Here is an 18,051-nt window from a genome sequence, read left to right on the forward strand (position 1 = left end):
GGGGGTTCGGGGCCGGGGCCGGTCAGGTCTCGCTGTCGCGGACGGTGCGGCGCTGGACGAGGACGGCGGCGACGATGATCGCGCCCTTGGCGATCTGCTGGACGTCGCTCTGCAGGTTGTTGAGGGCGAAGATGTTGGTGATGGTGGTGAAGACGAGGACGCCGAGGACGGAGCCGACGATGGTGCCCCGGCCGCCGCTGAGGAGGGTGCCGCCGATGATGGCGGCGGCGATGGCGTCGAGCTCGTACAGGTTGCCGTTGGTGTTCTGGCCGGAGCCGGCGAGCACGACGAGCAGGAACGCGGCGATGCCGCAGCACAGTCCGGAGAGCAGGTAGAGCAGGAGACGCTGGCGGCGGACGTCGATGCCGGCGAGGCGGGCCGCCTCCGGGTTGCCGCCGACGGCGATCGTGCGGCGGCCGAAGGTCGTCCGGTTGAGCAGCAGCCACCCGGCGGCGGTGACGGCGGCGAAGACGAGGACGAGCGGCGGGATCCCCAGGACGTAGGCGTCGGGGACGCCGAGGTCGAGGACGGACGGGACGGTGACGATCTGCGTCCTGCCGTCGGTGATCTGGAGGGCGAGGCCGCGGGCCGAGGCCAGCATGGCCAGGGTGGCGATGAACGGGACCATCCGTCCGTAGGCGACGAGGACGCCGTTCACCAGACCGCAGCCGAGCCCCACGGCGACCGCCGTGAAGAGGATGCCGGCGAAGCCGAACTCCTGGGTGGCGAGGGTGGTCGCCCAGACGGAGGCGAGGGCGACGATCGCGCCGACGGACAGGTCGATGCCGCCGCTGGTGATGACGAAGGTCATGCCGACGGTGACGACGCCGATCACGGAGGCCTGGGTCAGGACGAGTTGCAGGTTGGAGGTGGCGAGGAACTCGGCGGGCCGGGTGAGGCCGCCGACGGCGATCAGGACCACGAGCACGCCGAGCAGCGACAGGTTGCGGACGTCGGCCCTGACGCCGATGGCGCGCCATCGGCCGTCCTGGGCCGGTGCCTTGGCCGGTGTGGTGAGCGTCATGGAGCCGGACTCCCTTCCATCACGAGGTCGAGTACGCGGTGTTCGTCGAGGTCATGGGCGGGCGCCTGGTGGACGACGCGGCCTTCGCGGAGCACCAGGACGCGGTCGGCGAGGCCGAGGACCTCGGGGACCTCGCTGGAGACGAGGAGGACGGCGAGGCCTTCGTCGGCGAGGCGGCGGACGACGGCGTAGAGCTCGGCACGGGCTCCGACGTCGACGCCCCGGGTGGGTTCGTCGAGGAGGAGGACCCGGCAGCCGCGCAGCAGCCAGCGGGCGAGGACGGCCTTCTGCTGGTTGCCGCCGGAGAGGGTGCGGACGGGGACCTCGGGGTGGTCGGGGCGGAGGGAGAGCTCCCGGGTGGCGGTCCGGGCGGCGGTGCGCTCGGCGGCGCGGTCGATCCAGCCGGCCCGGGAGTAGCGGGCGAGGGAGGAGACGGAGACGTTGCGGGTGACGGATTCGAGGAGGAGCAGGCCCTGTGCCTTGCGTTCCTCGGGGGCGAGGCCGAGTCCGGCGGCGACGGCGGCCGGGACGCTGCCGGGGCGCAGGGGCCGCCCGTCGACGAGGACCCGGCCGGCGGTGGGCCTCCGTGCTCCGTAGACGGTCTCCAGGATCTCGGAGCGGCCCGAGCCGACGAGGCCTGCGAGTCCGACGATCTCGCCGGGGCGCAGTTCGAGGTCGAGCGCCTCGAACTCGCCTTTCCTGGCGAGGCCCTGGACGCGGAGGACGGGTTCGCCGACCGGTGGCCGGGCGGGCCGGTCGGGGAAGACGTACGGGACGTCCCGGCCGGTCATGAGGGCGACGACCTCGCGGGTCGGGGTGGTCGCGGCGGGCAGTCCCCGGGCGACGGCCCGGCCGTCCTTGAGGACGGTGACGCGGTCGCCGATGCGGCGGATCTCCTCCAGGCGGTGGGAGATGTAGACGACGGCGACGCCCTCGGCGGTGAGGTCGGCGACGATCCGGAAGAGGTTGGCGACCTCGTCGGGGTCGAGTGCGGCGGACGGTTCGTCCATGACGATGAGGCGGACGTCGTGGGAGAGGGCGCGGGCCATGGAGACGATCTGCCGCTGGGCGGCGGAGAGTTCGGCGACGCGCCGGGCCGGGTCGATCTCGGGATGGCCGAGGCGTTTCAGGAGTGCGGCGGTGGCGGTGCGGGTGGCCCGGGTGCGGACGAATCCGGCGGTGGTGGGTTCGTGGCCGAGGTGGACGTTCTCGGTCACGGAGAGGCCTTCGACGAGGTCGAGCTCCTGGTAGATGGTGGCGATGCCGAGGCGGACGGCGGAGCTCGGGGAGCGGAGCCGTACGGGTTCGCCGTTCCAGGTGATGCCGCCCTCGTCCGGCTGGTGGGCTCCGGCGAGGACCTTGATGAGGGTGGACTTGCCGGCGCCGTTCTGGCCGAGGAGGCAGTGGACCTCGCCGGGCGCGACCTCCAGGTCGACGCCGTCGAGGGCGCGGACGCCGGGAAAGGACTTGGTGATGCCGTCCATGGTGAGCAGGGGCGGGTGGGCTTGGGGCATGGCGGAGATCCCCTCGGCGGATGGCCGTCCGGCGGGCGCGGTGGCGCCGTGCGGCGGGGCGGGTGGGGTACGGGGGTGGTGCGGGTGGGGTACGGGGGTGGTGCGGTGCTTGCGGAGTGCGGGTGCGGGGTGCCGTCCGGCGGGTGCGGGGCCGTGCGGCCGCGCTTGCGGGGTGCGGGGTACGTGGGGCGGGTGCCGTCCCCGTGGGGGGCGGCGTGCTTGCGGCGCGGTGCGGGCCCTGCGGCCGCGCTTGCGAGGTGCGGGGTACGTGGGGCGGGTGCCGTCCCCGTGGGGGGCGGCGTGCTTGCGGCGCGCCGTGCGGGGCCGTGCGGCCGGTCGCGGTGGCCGTTCGGGCGCGCCTGGACGGGTGGGGGTGCGGGTGGTCCGGCGGGTGCCGTCCGGTGGGGTCGGTGCCCCTCCGTTCCGCGGTTGCCGAACGTGTGCCCGCGCGACCCCGGAACGAGGGTGTTACGCCGGGGAGAAGAGGTGGTCGCTGATGAGGCGGGCCGCGCCGGTGACGCCGGCGGTCTGGCCGAGTTCGCCGAGGACGATGGGGAGGTTGCCGGTGGCCAGGGGCAGTGACTGCCGGTAAACCTGGGTGCGGACACTGGCGAGGAGGTTGTGACCGAGGCCGGTGACTCCGCCTCCGATCACCACCAGACCGGGGTTGAAGAAGCTGACGAGTCCGGCGATGACCTGCCCGACCCGGTTGCCGCCCTCACGGATGAGGGCGAGTGAGGTGGCGTCGCCCGCGGCGGCGGCCGCGGCGACGTCGACGGCGGTGAGGTGCCCGGCCGCCGCGAGCCGGGCGGCGAGCTCCTCCGAGCGGCCGCCGCGGGCCGCGTCCTCGGCGTCGCGGGCCAGGGCCGCGCCGCTGAAGTGGGCCTCCAGACAACCGTTGTTGCCGCAGGCGCAGGGGCGGCCGTCGGGTTCGACCTGGATGTGTCCGATGTCGCCGGCGCTGCCCGTCGTACCGCGGTAGACCTCTCCGCCGACGACGATGCCGCAGCCGATGCCGGTACCGATCTTGACGCAGAGGAAGTCGCCGACGGAGCGGGCGACGCCGGCGTGCTGCTCCCCCATGGCCATGAGGTTCACGTCGTTGTCGACCATGACGGGGCAGCCGAGTTCCTGGCTGAGCGCCTCCCGTACGGGGAAGCCGTCCCAGCCGGGCATGATCGGCGGCGCGACGGGGACGCCCTCGGGGAAGCGGACGGGACCGGGGACGCCGATGCCGGCGCCGTCGAAGCCTTCCGCGAGTCCGGTGGAGCGGAGTTTCGCCGCCATCGACAGGGCCTGCTCGAAGACGGCGACGGGTCCTTCGCGGACGTCCATGGGGTGGTTGAGGTGTCCGAGCACCTCCAACTCGGCGTTGGTGACGGCGACGTCGATGGAGGTGGCGCCGATGTCGATGCCGAGGAAGCGGAGTTCGGGTGCGAGCCGGATGTTGTGCGAGCGACGGCCGCCCCGCGAGGCGGCGAGGCCGTCGGCGACGACGAGACCGGTCTCCAGGAGCCGGTCGACCTCGACGGCGAGCTTGGAGCGGGAGAGATCGATCTGATCTCCCAGCTGAGCCCGGGAGTTGGGTCCTCCGTCGCGCAGCAGCCTGAGGAGTCGCGCCTGATGCCGGTTGGCAGGTCGTGCCGTCATGCGTCTCACGCGCCCCTCCCTCTCGTACACGCTCGTGTGTCTCTCACGCGCTCGTCCGCGGGCTTTCGAGGGGAACGTAGCAGCGGTGTACCGGGGTGGGAAGAAGTTGCGCAGGAATCGACCCCGACTTCTTCCCGGTTGGGGACAAAGCAAGGGGTCGGCGCGGGAGAAGGGTGGGGAGGGGGAACCCCGTGGGGAGAGGAACGTCGTGGGGAGGGGGAACGTCGAGCAGGGCGGTCGCCGGTCAGCGGACCTCCACCAGGCGGGCCGAGACCACGACGTTGCCCGCGTAGCCGTTCTCCTCGGTGAAGGGGCCGCCGCAGGTGATCAGGCGCAGCTCGGGCGCGCCGGAGTCGCCGTAGACCCGGTCGGCGGGGAAGCCCTCCTTGGGGACGACCTCGACCCCGTACACCGCGAACACGGCGGTCCGGCCGTCGCGGCGCGCGATCTCCACGCGGTGGCCCCTGCCGAGGGCGCCGAGGTCGTAGAAGACGGCGCGGCCGTTCGGGGTGTCGACATGGCCGACCACGACGGCGGTGCCGCGCTCGCCGGGGGTGACCGCCCCGGTGAACCAGCCCGCGAGCCGATCGTCCTCGGGCGGTGGCGCCTCGATCCAGCCGTCGGCGTCGAGTCCTACGGACGTGACGGGGGCGTCGATCCGGACGGCGGGGACGCGGACCCGCACGGGCGCCGACGCGGGCAGCGGATCCGGTACGGAGACGGGGGCGGGCCTGCCTGCGGCTCCGGCGACATCGGGTGCGGCGGCGGCGAGGGGCTGGGGCTGTGGCGGGCCTTCGGCGCGGAGTTCGTCCGCGCCGCCGCGGACGAGGTGGACGCCGACGAGGAGGGCGACGGCGACGAGGCCCCAGGCGCCGTGCCGTCCCGTCGTCACGTCCGAACGCCCCACGTCCGCTCTCCTGCCGTGTCGAGTCCGCGCGGTGGTGGCCGCGGGGGCGATGTCCGCGCGCCGGTGCCCGTCCGCCATGGCGTCCGTCGCCGTGGTCCCTCACCGTCACGGCACCCGTCCGTCGTGACGCCGCACGGTCGTCGGGTCCGTCCGTCGTGGTGCGTCACCGTCGTCACGCCCGACCGTCGCCACGCCCGACCGTCGCCACGTCGAGCCGTCGTCCCGCCCGACCGTCCGTCGTGGCGCCCCTCCGTCCCGGACCTCGTCACACCGGGGCGGAGGGGCCGTTTCAGCCCCCCGGGGCCCGGCCGTCAGGTGCGGCCGTCGGCGGCGCGGCGGCGGGTCAGGACGACGGCGGCGCCAAGCGCCCCGGCGATGAGCAGGACGCCCGTGACCACCTCGGCGACGCCGAGGCCCTCGGTGTCCGCTCCGGAGGTGGCGGCGGTGCCGTAGCCGGCCTTCACGCCCTTGTGGGCCCCGGACGACACGCCGTTGTCGTGTCCGGTCGTGGTCCCGCCGGTGTCGCCCTGGGCGACGGTGAGGGTGGTGGTCCCGCGCTCGCCCTCGCAGTCGAAGGTGATCTCGTACTGGGCGCCCGCCTTGGCGTCGACGTCCACGGTCGCGCTGCCCGGGCGGCCCTCGGCGAGGGTCACGGTGTCGAACACACCGGAGGTGACCGTCACCGAAGGGACCTCGCAGCCGTCGGACGTGAGGGTGACGGTGCCGCCGGGAGCGACGGTCTCGGGGGTGACGGAGAAGCCGAACGACGTGATGCCGTGGTCGTTCTCGCCGGCCAGGGCGATCGGCGCGACCGTGACCACGGCGGCGGCGCTCAGCAGAGCGGCGGAAGCGGCACGTATCGCGCGCATGGCGGTCCTCCAGCTCACGGGAGGGACTCGGCCACGGAGCGATTCCGTGTCCGGAGAACGACGACCCTCACCGCGATCGAAGCTAGGTCCGGCCCCGGCGCGCCGCCACCGGGCTCCGCCGAACGGGGCACGGCGGGCCGTACGGCTCCGCTGCCCCGGTCACCGTCCCTCTCCCCCGGTCCCGGTCCGAAGCCCGGGCCCGGAGCGGCCCCGCTACGGGACCCGGACGACCTGGCCCGCGTACGAGAGGTTGCCGCCGAAGCCGAAGAGCAGGACCGGGTCTCCGGTGCTCAGCTCGCCGCGTTCGACGAGCTTGGCCAGGGCCAGCGGGATCGAGGCGGCCGAGGTGTTGCCGGAGTCGACGACGTCGCGGGCGACGATCGCGTTGACGGCGCCGATCTTCGCGGCGAGCGGCTCGATGATCCGCAGGTTGGCCTGGTGCAGGACCACGCCCGCGAGCTCCTCGGGGGTGATGCCGGACCGCTCGCAGGCCTTCCGGGCGAGGGCGGGCAGCTGCTGGGTGGCCCAGCGGTAGACGCTCTGGCCCTCCTGCGCGAAGCGGGGCGGGGTGCCCTCGATGCGGACGGCGTGGCCCATCTCGGGGACCGAGCCCCACAGGACCGGGCCGATGCCGGGCGTGGCGCCCTCGTCGTCCACCGCCTCGACGATCGCGGCGCCCGCGCCGTCGCCGACGAGGACGCAGGTGGTGCGGTCCGTCCAGTCGACGATCTCGGTCATCTTGTCGGCGCCGATGACCAGGGCGCGGCGCGATCCGCCGGCCCGTACGGCGTGGTCGGCGGTGGCCAGGGCGTGGGTGAACCCGGCACAGACCACGTTGAGGTCCATGGTCGCGGGCGAGGTCATGCCGAGGCGGGCGGCGACACGGGCGGCCATGTTGGGCGACCGGTCGATGGCCGTGGAGGTGGCGACGAGGACGAGGTCGATGTCGTCGGGGGTGAGCCCGGCGGTGGCCAGGGCCTTGCCCGCCGCGTGTGCGGCGAGCTCGTCGACGGGCTCGTCCGGTCCGGCGACGTGCCGGGTGCGGATGCCGACCCGGCTGGTGATCCACGCGTCGTCGGTGTCGACCAACGTAGCGAGGTCGTGGTTGGTGAGCACCTTGGCGGGCTGGTAGTGCCCGAGCGCTGCGATGCGAGTGCCCGTCATACCCGGGACCCCCTGGTGTGTCGATCGGCCGGCAGGATCCCCCAGTCTCGCCAGCGACTGATGGGTAACAGGTGACGTAAACCACCAAGATTCACCCGTACCCCTTGGCCGACCGTGACAAGGGCCCGGGCGCGGCACGGGCCCCGTCGGGGTCGGGCCGGCCGTGCGGGGGGTCAGTTCTTCGGCGGGTCGATCATCTGGAGGGCCAGGGTGGCCGGGGGCGGGACGATTCCCGGGCCGCCGGCCTCCGTCCAGGCGAGGATCTCGTCGAGGGAGTCCTCGTCCAGGGCGAACGCGACCCAGGCGGCCCGGCCGCCGCGTCGCCGGCCCTCGGTGGAGGGCTGGACGACGACGATGTTGGCCTGGGCGCAGGGGCCGAGGCAGTCGCTCGTACGGACTGCGAGACGGCCTCCGGAGGTCGCGGCGGCCTCGCGGAGGCGGGCGAGCTGGCCGGTGTGGTCGGTCCCGGGGTTCTTGCGGGCGTCGCCGCAGCAGCAGCCCCGGCAGACGACGAGGGAGCAGGGGCGGGCCCCGTACCGTATCGGCACCGGGGTCATTCGGGTCCGTCCAGGGTGATCGCGGAGACGGGGGCGACGGTGCCGAGGCGGGGGAAGTCGAGGTCGACGGAGGCGCGGTGTTCGTCGGCGGTGAGCGCGGACATGGCGTCCTCGGCGAAGACGAGGTCGTAGCCGAGGTCGCAGGCGGCGCGGGCGGTGGACTCGACGCCGAGGTTGGTGGCGATGCCGCCGAGGACCAGGGTGGTGGCGCCGAGCCCGGAGAGCAGTTCGTGCAGTCCGGTGTCGTGGAAGGCGCCGATGGTGCGCTTGACGACGACGGGCTCGCCGTCCCGGACGAGGCCGGGGACGAGGTCGCTGCCGGGCGGCTGGGTGTCGACGTTCGGCCGGTCGACCCGGATGTGGACGACGGGGGCGCCGGCGGCCCGGAAGGTGTCGGCGAGCCGGGTGGCCGCGGCGAGCACGTCGGTGCCGGGGCGGGGGGCGAGGGGCAGCGCGACGATGCGCTCCATGAGGTCGACGAGGACGAGCGCGGTGCGGCCGGGATCGAGTGCGGGCATGGGAGCACGGTAGCGGCCCGGATGATCACCGCGGGGCGGTCGGGGGTGTGATCCGGCCTACGGGGCGGTCGCGGCGGCGAGGTCGGCGCGTTCGCGCGGGGTCTCCTCGTCGCGTGCCCGTCGCTTGGCGATCACCGCGCACACCATGAGCTGCATCTGGTGGAAGAGCATCAGCGGGAGCACGGCGAGCGAGGCCTGGGGGCCGAAGAGGACGCTGGCCATCGGCAGTCCGGCCGCCAGGCTCTTCTTGGAGCCGGCGAACTGGATCGCGATCCGGTCGGCGCGGTCGAAGCCGAGGCGGCGGGCCCCGTACCAGGTCAGGGCGAGCATCGCGGCGAGCAGGACGGCCTCGACGGTGAGCAGGAGGCCGAGCCGGGCCGGGGTCACCAGGTGCCAGACGCCGGCGACCATGCCCTGGCTGAAGGCGGTGTAGACGACGAGGAGTATCGATCCCCGGTCGACGTACCCGAGGACCTTCCTGTGGCGGGTGAGGAGGCCGCCGACCCAGCGGCGCAGGAACTGTCCGGCCAGGAACGGCACGAGGAGCTGGAACACGATCTTCAGGACGCCGTCGGCGGAGAGGCCGCCCGTGCTGCCGCCGAGGAGCCCGGCCGCGAGCAGCGGGGTCAGGACGATGCCGGCGAGGGAGGAGAAGGAGCCGGCGCAGATCGCGGCGGGGACGTTGCCCCGGGCGATCGAGGTGAAGGCGATGGAGGACTGGATGGTGGACGGCACCAGGCAGAGGAAGAGGAAGCCGCTGTAGAGCTGCGGGGTCAGGACGGTGGGGACGAGGCCGCGCGCGGCGAGGCCGAGGAGCGGGAAGAGCAGGAAGGTGGAGCCGAGGACGGTGAGGTGGAGCCGCCAGTGCCTGAGGCCGTCGAGGGCCTCGCGGGTGGAGAGCCGCGCCCCGTAGAGGAGGAAGAGGAACGCCACGGCCCCGGTCGACGCCCCTTCCGTGACGTCGGCGGCGGTGCCGGAGGCGGGGAGGAGCGCGGCGAGGGCGACCGTGCCGAGCAGGGCCAGGACGTATCCGTCGACGGGCAGCCAGGACGGCCGGCGGAGGGTACGGCGCGGGGCGCGGGCCGGGGCGCGGGCCGGGGTGGGGCCTGGGGTACGGACGGTCATGGGCTCCACTGCTCTGGTGCACTGCCGGGGGTGGTCGCGGCCGCGCGCTCCGGATTGGGTGGCGGCCGCGCGCTCCGGGGGTGAGTGGCGGCCGCGCGCTCCGGGGTGGGTCGCGCGGGTCCATCCTGCTCCACGGGTCGGTGATCGGGAATCCCGTACAGCGCTCTGACTGTCATCACGGTTGACGATGAGCGGTGGCGTCGTCCTGTGTACGAGCCCACGCACCTGCGCACCTTCCTCGCCGTGGCCCAGACGCTGAGCTTCACGCGGGCCGCGAACCGCCTCGGGCTGCGTCAGTCGACGGTCAGCCAGCACGTACGGCGTCTGGAGGAGGCGACCGGCCGGCCGCTGTTCACCCGGGACACGCACCGGGTGGCGCTGACGGAGGACGGCGAGGCGATGCTCGGCTTCGCCCGCACGATCCTTCAGGCGCACGAGCGGGCGGCGGCCTTCTTCGGCGGGACGCGGCTGCGGGGGCGGTTGCGCTTCGGGGCGTCCGAGGACTTCGTGACGACCCGGCTGCCGGAGATCCTGGAGTCGTTCCGGCGTGAGCATCCCGAGGTCGATCTGGAGCTGACGGTCGAGCTGTCCGGCACGCTCCAGGCCCGGCTCGCGGCCGGCCGGCTCGATCTGATCCTGGCCAAGCGGCGCGGTGGGGAGAGCGAGGGGCGGCTGGTGTGGGAGGACGCGCTGATCTGGATCGGGGCGCCGGGACTGCGGCTCGATCCGGACCGGCCGGTGCCGCTCATCGTGTATCCGCCGCCGGGGATCACCCGGGCGCGGGCCCTGGAAGCCCTGGAGGCGCAGGGGCGGGCGTGGCGGATCGCGTGCACGAGTTCGAGTCTGAGCGCGAACGTGGCGGCGGCCCGGGCGGGGCTCGGCGTGATGGCGCACACGCGGGGGATGGTGCCGCCGGGGCTCGTGCCGGTTCCGGCGCGGGCGGGGCTGCCGGAGCTGGGTGAGGTGGGCTTCGTGCTGCGCGGGGGGCGGCGGGGCGGGGCGGTGCAGGAGGCGGCGGACGCGCTGGCGGACGCGATCCTGGCGGGCGGCGACCGGCTGCACCGGCCGGGCTGAGGGAGCGGGCGACGCGTACGGGAGCCGGGTGCTTGTGGTGGCACTGCGTGAGCGGCCGGTACAGATTCCGTGGAGATTCCCGCCGGGTGGGCGTACCGCTCGGTCGGTAACGGCCCCGGCGTATCCCTGAATTGGCTCTCCTACCCGTCCTGACCTGTGAGAACACCGAATGTCCCGGCTTGGTGAAGGCCCTCCCGCCGGGCAGTCGGGTGGGGTACCGTCACCCGCGCCGTACGGAGCGCTACAACGAGCTTTTCCAGCCACCGAGCCGTCCGAGGAGCAGGTCAGTGCGCGAGTTCACCGTGCCGCCCGTCGAGGCGGCGCCTCAGGTCGGCGGTCTGGCGGACGCCGTGTTCGAGCTGGCCGTGGCCGAACCGGACCGGGTCACGTTCGGCCGGAAGGGCCCGGACGGGGCGTGGCGGGACGTGACGGCCGCGCGGTTCCGGGACGAGGTCCTCGGTCTCGCGAAGGGGTTGGTCGCGGAGGGTGTGCGGTTCGGCGACCGGGTCGCGATCATGGCCCGTACCCGCTACGAGTGGACGCTCTTCGACTTCGCCCTGTGGACGCTCGGCGCGCAGCCGGTGCCGATCTATCCGACGTCCTCCGCCGAGCAGGTGTTCTGGGCGCTGCACGACTCCGAGGTCACGGCGTGTGTGGTGGAGCACGAGGACCACGCGATGACGATCGGCTCGGTGGTCGACCGGCTGCCGCTGCTGCGGCGGCTGTGGCAGCTGGACGCGGGCGCGGTGGCGGAGCTGACGGCGGCGGGGGCGGACATCGCGGAGGACGTCGTGCACCGGCACCGGCGGGCGGTGACCCCGGAGACGGTGGCGACGGTCATCTACACGTCGGGGACGACGGGCCGCCCGAAGGGCTGTGTGATCACCCATTCCAACTTCATGTTCGAGACGGACATGCTGGTGGGCCGCTGGGAGCCGGTGTTCCGTTCCCGGCCGGGGGAAGAGGCCTCGACGCTGCTGTTCCTGCCGCTCGCGCACGTCTTCGGGCGGATGGTGGAGGTCGCGGCGGTGCGCAGCGGGGTGAAGCTGGGGCACCAGCCGGTGATGGCGGCGGGTGAGCTGCTGCCGGACCTCGCGGCCTTCCGGCCGAGTTTCGTCCTGGCCGTTCCGTACGTCTTCGAGAAGGTCTTCCACGCGGCGCGGCGCAAGGCGGAGCGGGAGGGGAAGCTGGGCCCGTTCGACAAGGCCGTGGACGTGGCGGTCGCCTACGCGGAGGCGCTGGAGCAGCGGGCGTTCGGGACGGGGCCCGGGCCGTCGGCGGCGCTGCGGGTGCAGCACCAGTTCTTCGAGAAGACGGTGTACGGGAAGGTCCGCGCGGCCCTGGGCGGGCGGCTGCGGCACGCGATGTCGGGCGGTTCGGCGATGGACCGCAGGCAGGGGCTGTTCTTCGCGGGGGCGGGGGTGACGGTCTTCGAGGGGTACGGCCTGACGGAGTCGTCGGCGGCGGCGACGGCGAACCCTCCCGAGCGGACGAGGTACGGCACGGTCGGGCAGCCGGTCCCGGGCACGACGGTGCACATCGCGGAGGACGGCGAGGTGTGGCTCCACGGCGGTCAGGTGTTCTCCGGATATCTCAACGCCCCCGAGGCGACCGCGGCGGTCCTCAACGACGGCTGGCTGGCCACCGGGGACCTGGGCGCCCTGGACGAGGACGGCTATCTGACGATCACCGGGCGCAAGAAGGAGATCCTCGTGACCTCGGGCGGCAAGAGCGTCGCTCCGACGGGCCTGGAGGAGCGGGTGCGGGCGCATCCGCTGATCGCCCAGTGCATCGTGGTAGGCAACGACCGGCCGTTCATCGCGGCCCTGGTGACGATCGACCAGGAGGCGGTGGAGCACTGGCTCGCGATGCAGGGGCGGGCGCCGCTCGCGCCGGCCGAGCTGGTGCGTGATCCGTCCCTGGAGACGGAGATCCGTCGGGGGGTGGTGGCGGCGAACACGCTGGTCTCGCAGGCGGAGTCGATCCGGACGTTCCGGATCCTGGCGCATCCGTTCAGTGAGGAGCAGGGGCTGCTCACCCCGTCGCTGAAGCTGAAGCGGAAGGCGATCGAGCGGGCGTACGCGGCGGAGGTCGCGGCGCTGTACGGCTGACCCCGGGGGACGGGGCGGGCGGGCCGGAATGCGGGGCGGCCCGTGATCGTTGACGCTGGGAGTACTCCGTACGGCCCCCAGGGGGCGTACGGCCGTCACGAACCGCGACAACGTAAGGATCCCTCCCACGTGAGCACGGACAGCAAGGTTCCCTCGGTCACCCTGAACAACGGCGTCCGGATGCCGCAGCTGGGCTTCGGTGTCTGGCAGGTGCCGGACGACGAGGCGGCGGACGCCGTGGCGACCGCCCTGGAGGCCGGCTACCGCTCGATCGACACCGCCGCGATCTACGGGAACGAGGAGGGCACGGGCCGTGCCGTCGCCGCGTCCGGGATCGCCCGCGAGGCCCTGTTCGTCACCACCAAGCTGTGGAACAGCGAGCAGGGCCACGACGCGACGCTGAAGGCCTTCGACGCCTCGCTCGACAAGCTGGGCCTCGACTACGTCGACCTGTACCTGATCCACTGGCCGGTGCCCGCGAAGGACGCGTACGTCGACACGTACCGGGCGTTCGAGAAGATCTACGCGGACGGGCGCGCCAAGGCGATCGGCGTCTCGAACTTCCTCCCGGAGCACCTGGAGCGGCTGATCGGCGAGACGTCGATCGTGCCGGCCGTCAACCAGATCGAGCTCCACCCGCAGCTCTCCCAGCAGGCGTCCCGCGAGGCGCACGCCCGGTACGGGATCGCGACCGAGGCATGGTCGCCGCTGGGCTCGGGCAAGGGTCTCCTGGACGTGCCGGCGATCGTGGCGATCGGCCGCAAGCACGGGGTGACCCCGGCCCAGGTCGTGCTGCGCTGGCACCTCCAGCTGGGGAACGTGGTGATCCCGAAGTCGGTCACCCCGTCCCGTATCCGGGAGAACATCGACGTCTTCGGCTTCGAGCTGGACGGTGAGGACCTGGCGGCGATCGCCGCGCTCGACGAGAGCCGCCGTCTGGGCCCGGACCCGGCGGAGTTCAGCGTCGGTGCCTGAAGGCGTGCGGCCCTCCGGCGCCGTGCGGCCTCCGTGGTGCGGCGCGGCGCCGGCCGGGTGCGGGGGCTCGGTGGCCGTGGCCGCCGAGCCCGCTGACTCCGGCGCCCGGCCCGCTGTCGTACCCGGGCCGTAGAGTCGGCGACAGCCCCTGGGGGCTGTCCCGCCGCCTCGGGCGGCGGGGTCCGGCGGTCGCGTGGAACGAAGGAGTCGGTACGGTGAGTGGTTCTCCGATGCCCGTGGAGGAGGGCCTCTACCGGGTGCGGAACGTGGCCAGTGGGCTGCTTCTGGAGGTGTACCAGGGGTCGGGTCGCAGCGGGGCCAACGTGCAGCAGGGCACCGAGACCGGAACCCCCGGGCAGCACTGGCACATCGTTCCCGTGGAGAACGGCGGCGGGCTCCACCACCTGGTGAACGCGGCCAGCGGCAAGCGGCTCGATGTCGCCAACGCGTCCACGGAGAACGGCGCCAACATCCAGCAGTGGAAGGCGAACAACTTCGGGGCGCAGGAGTGGATCATCGAGCAGGACCTGCAGTCGCCGGGGACGGTCGCTCTGGTGAGCTTCGCCAGCGGGCTGTTCCTGGAGGTCGCCGACGAGTCCGAGGAGGACGGCGGGAACGTCCGGCAGTGGGAGGACACCGACTCGCCGTTCCAGTGGTGGCGGTTGGAGCCGGTGTCCTGACCCGGCCGGGCGCGGCCGTCAGCCCTTGCGGGCGGTGTGGACGGTGCGGGCCGTGAGGTGGAACAGGTCCGTGCGGTGGTGCAGGGACAGGGCGTCGGCCGGGTCGAGGAGCCGGTCGAGCGTCGCCCGGTCGTCCGCGTCGAGGGCGGTGCCGTAGCCGTCCCGGAGCCGCGTGTAGTGGCCGACGGCCAGCTCCCGTACGACCGGGGACACCGGCGCGGGAAGGTCGGTGAGGAAGGCGCGGGTGCCGGCGGGGGTGAGGCCCGCGCCGGTGAGGAGCGCCCGCCAGTCGTCCGGCTCGTCCTTGGACCCGGGTGCCTCGGCGCGCATCGCGCCGAACCAGTCCGCGTGGGCGGCGTCGAGGCGGGCCTCCAGGCCCGGTCGGCCGATCCCGATGTGCTGGGGCAGGTACCGGGTCGGCAGCCCGCCCTCGACGAGGACCATCAGACCGCCCGGGTTCAGGAGTCCGGCGAACTCCACGAGTGCGGCCCGCTGGTCGCCGATGTGGTGCAGGGTGTTGCCCGCCCAGATCAGGTCGGCCTGCCCCAAGGTGGCGATGGCCTCCGGGAGTTCGGCGTGGAGGGTGGAGACGCGGGCGCCGAGGCCGCGCGCCCCGGCACGGTCGCGGGCGCGGGCGAGGAGCTCGGGCGAGCCGTCGACGGCGACCGCCTCGGCGGCGGGGAAGGCCTCGGCGAGGACGGCGGTGATCACACCGGGACCACTGCCGACGTCGAGGAGGCGGCGGACGCCCTGCGCGGGGGTGAGGGTGCCCAGCCAGGCGGCGGCGTCCGCGTAGGCGGGGCTCGCGAGCTCGGCCTGGCGCTCCAGGTGGGCGCCGAGCTCGTTCCAGTCCAGGTGGGTGCTGTCGTGGTGGTGGCCGTGACCGTGCCGATGCCCCTGGCCCGCGTCGTGCTGGTGGCCGTGGCCCTCGCCGTGCTGGTGGCCTTGCCCCTCGCCCTGCTGGTGGCCCGCGCCGTGCTGGTGGTTCTGGCCCTGGCCCTCGCCGTGCGCGTGGTCGTGGTGGGGTGCGCTCTGCTGACTCATGGGTCCAGGGTGCGGCGCAGCCGCCCGGATCGCGAGAAAACTTGCCGGTACCGCAAAAGAATCCGCCGCGGACCCGTCACACCCCGGCGCGGTGCTCCTGCGGGCTGACGCCCCGGACGCGCTTGAACGCGGCGCTCAGGGCGAACGCACCGCTGTAGCCGACCCGTCGGGCGACGGACTCGACCGTGGCGTCCGTCTCGCGCAGCAGGTCGGCGGCGAGCGCGAGCCGCCAGCCGGTGAGGTACGCCATCGGGGGCTCCCCGACGAGCTCGGTGAACCGGCGGGCGAGCGCGGCCCTGGACACGCCGGTCTTCGTCGCGAGCGAGGCGACCGTCCAGGGGTGGGCGGGGTCGTTCTGGAGGAGCCGGAGCGCCTGGCCGACCACCGGGTCGCCCATGGCCACGTACCAGGCGGGGGCCTCGGCGCCGGGCCGGGAGAACCAGGCGCGGACGCCGGTGATGAGCATCAGGTCCAGGACCCGGTCGAGGACGGCGGTCTGGCCGGGCTGGTCGCGGGCGATCTCCTCACCGAGAAAGGGCATGAGGGGGCAGTTCCACCCGTCGGCGGACAGGTGCAGCAGCCCGGGCAGGGCGTCGAGCAGGCGACGGCCGACCTCTCCGTCCATCCGGTAGGTGCCGACGAGAAGCGTGGTGCCGCCGTCGGGGGCGTTGCCCCAGGTGCGGACGCCGAGCCGCATGGACTCGGCGAGCGGCTCCCCGGCGAGGGTGGTGCACTCGCCGTCCGGTCCGATCAGGGCGCGGGGCGGGGCGCCGGGGACGTCGGCGACGGTGTACGGCTCGGGGCCGCGGGCGATGGCGATGTCCCCGGGCCTCAGGAGGACGGGTTCACCGGCGTCGGGGACGATCCAGGCCTCGCCCTCGGTGACGCACATCAGGCAGATCGGCGCGCCGTCCTCGATGCGCACGGACCACGGCGGCTCCATGATCATGCGGAGGAGGAAGGCGCCCCTGGCGCGGGGCCCGTCGAGGAGTCCGGCGAGTGCGTCCATGGTCGGCAAGCCTAGGCGAGCGGTGAGACGCAGACGTAGGGGCGTGAGACTGCGGAGCATGGGCGGTGGGGGCCGTGGGCGGGAGTCTTGAACCATGACGACGCACACGGACAAGACGACCGACACGACCGACACCACCGGCGCCACCGACGCGCCGCGGACGATCCTGGTGACGAGCGCCACCGGCAAGACCGGGCGCCGCGTGGCCGAGCGACTCGCGGCGCGCGGGGTGACGGTCCTCGCCGGGTCCCGTACCGGCGCGACCCCCTTCGACTGGGAGGACCCGGAGACCTGGGCCCCGGCGCTGCGGGGCGCGGACGCCGCGTACGTGGCCTACTACCCGGACCTCGCGGCTCCCGGAGCGGTCGAGGCGATGCGGGAGTTCGGCCGGCTCGCCTCGGAGAACGGCGTACGGCGGCTGACCGTGCTGTCCGGGCGTGGGGAGCCCGAGGCGGTCGTGACGGAGGAGGCCCTGCGTGCGGCGGCCGAAGGGGTGGAACTGACCGTCGTGCGGGCCGCGTTCTTCGCGCAGAACTTCTCCGAGGGGTTCATCGCGGACGGGGTCGCCGCGGGCACGGTCGTCTTCCCCGCGGGGGACTCGGCCGAGCCGTTCGTCGACGTGGACGACCTCGCGGACGTCCTCGTCGAGACCCTGCTGACGGACGCTCACGCGGGGCGGGTGCACGAGCTGACCGGGCCCCGTCCGGTGGGCTTCGCCGAGGTGGCGGCGGAGATCTCCCGCGCCTCGGGCCGCCCGGTGGTCTACGAGGCGGTGTCCGAGGCCGACTACGCGGGGCTGCTCGCCGGGTTCGGACTCCCGGTCCCGGAGGCGGAGTGGCTGGCGGCCCTGTTCACGAAGCTCCTCGACGGCCACAACGCCTCGTCGACGGACGGCGTGAAGCGGGTCCTGGGCCGCGAGCCCCGCTCGTTCGCCGCGTTCGCGGACGCGACCTGGGGCGGCGCGGGCGCCTGAGGCGCCCGCGCACCGGCTCCCTCCGCCCCGGCCGGCCGGCCCTGGACCATCCCGAAACCGATCCTGCCCGTTCCTGTCAGCCGCGCCTGACGAAGGAGGCCAGTCGGTAGCGGGGGTCGGCCCGGGGGCGGTCCTGGTCCGGGAGGGCGGCCAGGGCGGTGGCGAGCGTCTCGACGGTCGCGGGGTCGCCAGGGAACCAGGAGGCGAAGTACCCGGCGCGGAGCTTGCGGACGGTGTCGCGCGGGGTGGTGCCCTGGCCGTGTCCGGTGAAGTCGGTGCCGGCGGCGGGTTCGAGGCGGTGGGCGGCGGCGTACCGGGTGATCAGGTCCGCGCGGTCGGAGGCGGAGGCCGTCGAGCGGTGGGGGCGGAGGATCTCGTCGATGTCGCTGCCGACGTCGTGGGCCGCGTCCTTGTCGACGGTGGCGATCAGGACACCGCCGGGGCGCAGGACGCGGGCGCTCTCGGCGACGATCTCCGCCGTGAACGGCACGAGGTGGAGCAGCCAGACGGCGGTGACCGCGTCCAGGGAGGCGTCGGACAGGGGCAGTCGGCGTGCGTCGGCGCGGACGACCCGGCCGGGCGCGCGTCCGGCGGCGACCCGCAGCATGGCGTGGGCGGCGTCGGCTCCGTACACGCGCAGTCCGGGCCGGGTGAGGCGTTCGGTGACGAGGCCGGTGCCGCAGGCGAGGTCGAGCAGGCCGCGGGCGCCGGGCGGCACGAGGCGCAGGACCGCCTCGGCCGCGGCGCCGGCCCGGGGCACCCCGCCCCGGGTCCGGTCGTAGTGCGCCGCTTCGGCCTCGTAGTCGAGCACGGTGTCCGCCATGCCGGTGATCGTACGAGGGAGGGTGCGCGGGCCG

17 protein-coding genes are annotated in these 18,051 nt (G+C 74.0%); 5 read left to right on the forward strand and 12 right to left on the reverse strand.

Annotation, left to right across the window (positions count from 1 at the left end):
* Window positions 1-22 precede the first annotated feature (22 nt).
* The 9 genes from ACRRSS_RS24150 to ACRRSS_RS24190 form a co-directional block, all read right to left on the reverse strand.
* A complete protein-coding gene (locus ACRRSS_RS24150) occupies window positions 23-1,024 on the reverse strand; it encodes an ABC transporter permease (RefSeq protein WP_435973213.1) in 1,002 nt (333 codons plus the stop codon).
* A complete protein-coding gene (locus ACRRSS_RS24155) occupies window positions 1,021-2,508 on the reverse strand; it encodes a sugar ABC transporter ATP-binding protein (RefSeq protein WP_435975412.1) in 1,488 nt (495 codons plus the stop codon). The genes ACRRSS_RS24150 and ACRRSS_RS24155 overlap by 4 nt, the downstream gene beginning before the upstream one ends.
* A 498-nt stretch (window positions 2,509-3,006) precedes the next feature.
* Window positions 3,007-4,188: an ROK family transcriptional regulator gene (locus ACRRSS_RS24160; protein WP_351901253.1), complete on the reverse strand. Its 1,182-nt coding sequence runs from the start codon at window positions 4,186-4,188 to the stop codon at window positions 3,007-3,009.
* A 244-nt stretch (window positions 4,189-4,432) separates the two neighbouring features.
* Window positions 4,433-5,095: a class F sortase gene (locus ACRRSS_RS24165; RefSeq protein ID WP_435973214.1), complete on the reverse strand. Its 663-nt coding sequence runs from the start codon at window positions 5,093-5,095 to the stop codon at window positions 4,433-4,435.
* Between the two features lie 311 nt (window positions 5,096-5,406).
* A complete protein-coding gene (locus ACRRSS_RS24170; protein WP_435973215.1) occupies window positions 5,407-5,964 on the reverse strand; it encodes a hypothetical protein in 558 nt (185 codons plus the stop codon).
* 213 nt (window positions 5,965-6,177) lie between these two features.
* Window positions 6,178-7,128, reverse strand: coding sequence for a beta-ketoacyl-ACP synthase III (locus ACRRSS_RS24175; protein ID WP_351901258.1), 951 nt, complete (start codon window positions 7,126-7,128; stop codon window positions 6,178-6,180).
* A gap of 173 nt (window positions 7,129-7,301) precedes the next feature.
* Window positions 7,302-7,685 carry a (2Fe-2S) ferredoxin domain-containing protein gene (locus ACRRSS_RS24180; protein WP_435973216.1) on the reverse strand — a complete coding sequence of 128 codons (384 nt, stop codon included), beginning with the start codon at window positions 7,683-7,685 and terminating at the stop codon, window positions 7,302-7,304.
* Entirely contained in the window at window positions 7,682-8,203 is a 522-nt protein-coding gene (locus ACRRSS_RS24185; protein WP_435973217.1) for an isochorismatase family protein, read from the reverse strand. Before ACRRSS_RS24185 ends, ACRRSS_RS24180 begins: the two co-directional genes overlap by 4 nt.
* A 57-nt stretch (window positions 8,204-8,260) precedes the next feature.
* Window positions 8,261-9,328 (reverse strand): bile acid:sodium symporter family protein, encoded by a 1,068-nt coding sequence (locus ACRRSS_RS24190; RefSeq protein ID WP_435973218.1) that lies wholly within the window; start codon window positions 9,326-9,328, stop codon window positions 8,261-8,263.
* Between the two features lie 207 nt (window positions 9,329-9,535).
* On the opposite strand from ACRRSS_RS24190, the gene ACRRSS_RS24195 reads away from it, so the two are divergent.
* The 4 genes from ACRRSS_RS24195 (at window position 9,536) to ACRRSS_RS24210 (ending at window position 14,168) form a co-directional block, all read left to right on the forward strand.
* Window positions 9,536-10,402: a LysR substrate-binding domain-containing protein gene (locus tag ACRRSS_RS24195; RefSeq protein WP_435973219.1), complete on the forward strand. Its 867-nt coding sequence runs from the start codon at window positions 9,536-9,538 to the stop codon at window positions 10,400-10,402.
* A gap of 287 nt (window positions 10,403-10,689) precedes the next feature.
* The gene (locus ACRRSS_RS24200; protein ID WP_435973220.1) at window positions 10,690-12,513 is read left to right on the forward strand and encodes an AMP-dependent synthetase/ligase; all 1,824 of its coding nucleotides are present in this window, start codon (window positions 10,690-10,692) and stop codon (window positions 12,511-12,513) included.
* A 180-nt stretch (window positions 12,514-12,693) separates the two neighbouring features.
* Complete coding sequence (locus ACRRSS_RS24205) at window positions 12,694-13,488, forward strand: aldo/keto reductase (RefSeq protein WP_435975413.1); 795 nt, start codon at window positions 12,694-12,696, stop codon at window positions 13,486-13,488.
* Window positions 13,489-13,703: 215 nt separating this feature from the next.
* Window positions 13,704-14,168 (forward strand): RICIN domain-containing protein, encoded by a 465-nt coding sequence (locus tag ACRRSS_RS24210; protein WP_435973221.1) that lies wholly within the window; start codon window positions 13,704-13,706, stop codon window positions 14,166-14,168.
* Between the two features lie 18 nt (window positions 14,169-14,186).
* Here the strand turns inward: ACRRSS_RS24210 and ACRRSS_RS24215 are convergent, their stop codons facing one another.
* Both ACRRSS_RS24215 and ACRRSS_RS24220 read right to left on the reverse strand, forming a co-directional pair.
* Window positions 14,187-15,212: a class I SAM-dependent methyltransferase gene (locus ACRRSS_RS24215; RefSeq protein WP_435973222.1), complete on the reverse strand. Its 1,026-nt coding sequence runs from the start codon at window positions 15,210-15,212 to the stop codon at window positions 14,187-14,189.
* 76 nt (window positions 15,213-15,288) lie between these two features.
* Window positions 15,289-16,221 carry an AraC family transcriptional regulator gene (locus ACRRSS_RS24220; RefSeq protein WP_435973223.1) on the reverse strand — a complete coding sequence of 311 codons (933 nt, stop codon included), beginning with the start codon at window positions 16,219-16,221 and terminating at the stop codon, window positions 15,289-15,291.
* Between the two features lie 94 nt (window positions 16,222-16,315).
* Between ACRRSS_RS24220 and ACRRSS_RS24225 the strand changes: the two genes are divergently transcribed.
* Window positions 16,316-17,194 (forward strand): NmrA family transcriptional regulator, encoded by an 879-nt coding sequence (locus ACRRSS_RS24225; protein WP_435973224.1) that lies wholly within the window; start codon window positions 16,316-16,318, stop codon window positions 17,192-17,194.
* A gap of 76 nt (window positions 17,195-17,270) precedes the next feature.
* Here the strand turns inward: ACRRSS_RS24225 and ACRRSS_RS24230 are convergent, their stop codons facing one another.
* Window positions 17,271-18,017, reverse strand: a complete 747-nt coding sequence (locus tag ACRRSS_RS24230; RefSeq protein ID WP_435973225.1) for a class I SAM-dependent methyltransferase — start codon at window positions 18,015-18,017, stop codon at window positions 17,271-17,273.
* Window positions 18,018-18,051: the final 34 nt, after the last annotated feature.

It is taken from the genome of Streptomyces sp. Qhu_M48 (assembly GCF_051305195.1).
Lineage (GTDB): Bacteria > Actinomycetota > Actinomycetes > Streptomycetales > Streptomycetaceae > Streptomyces.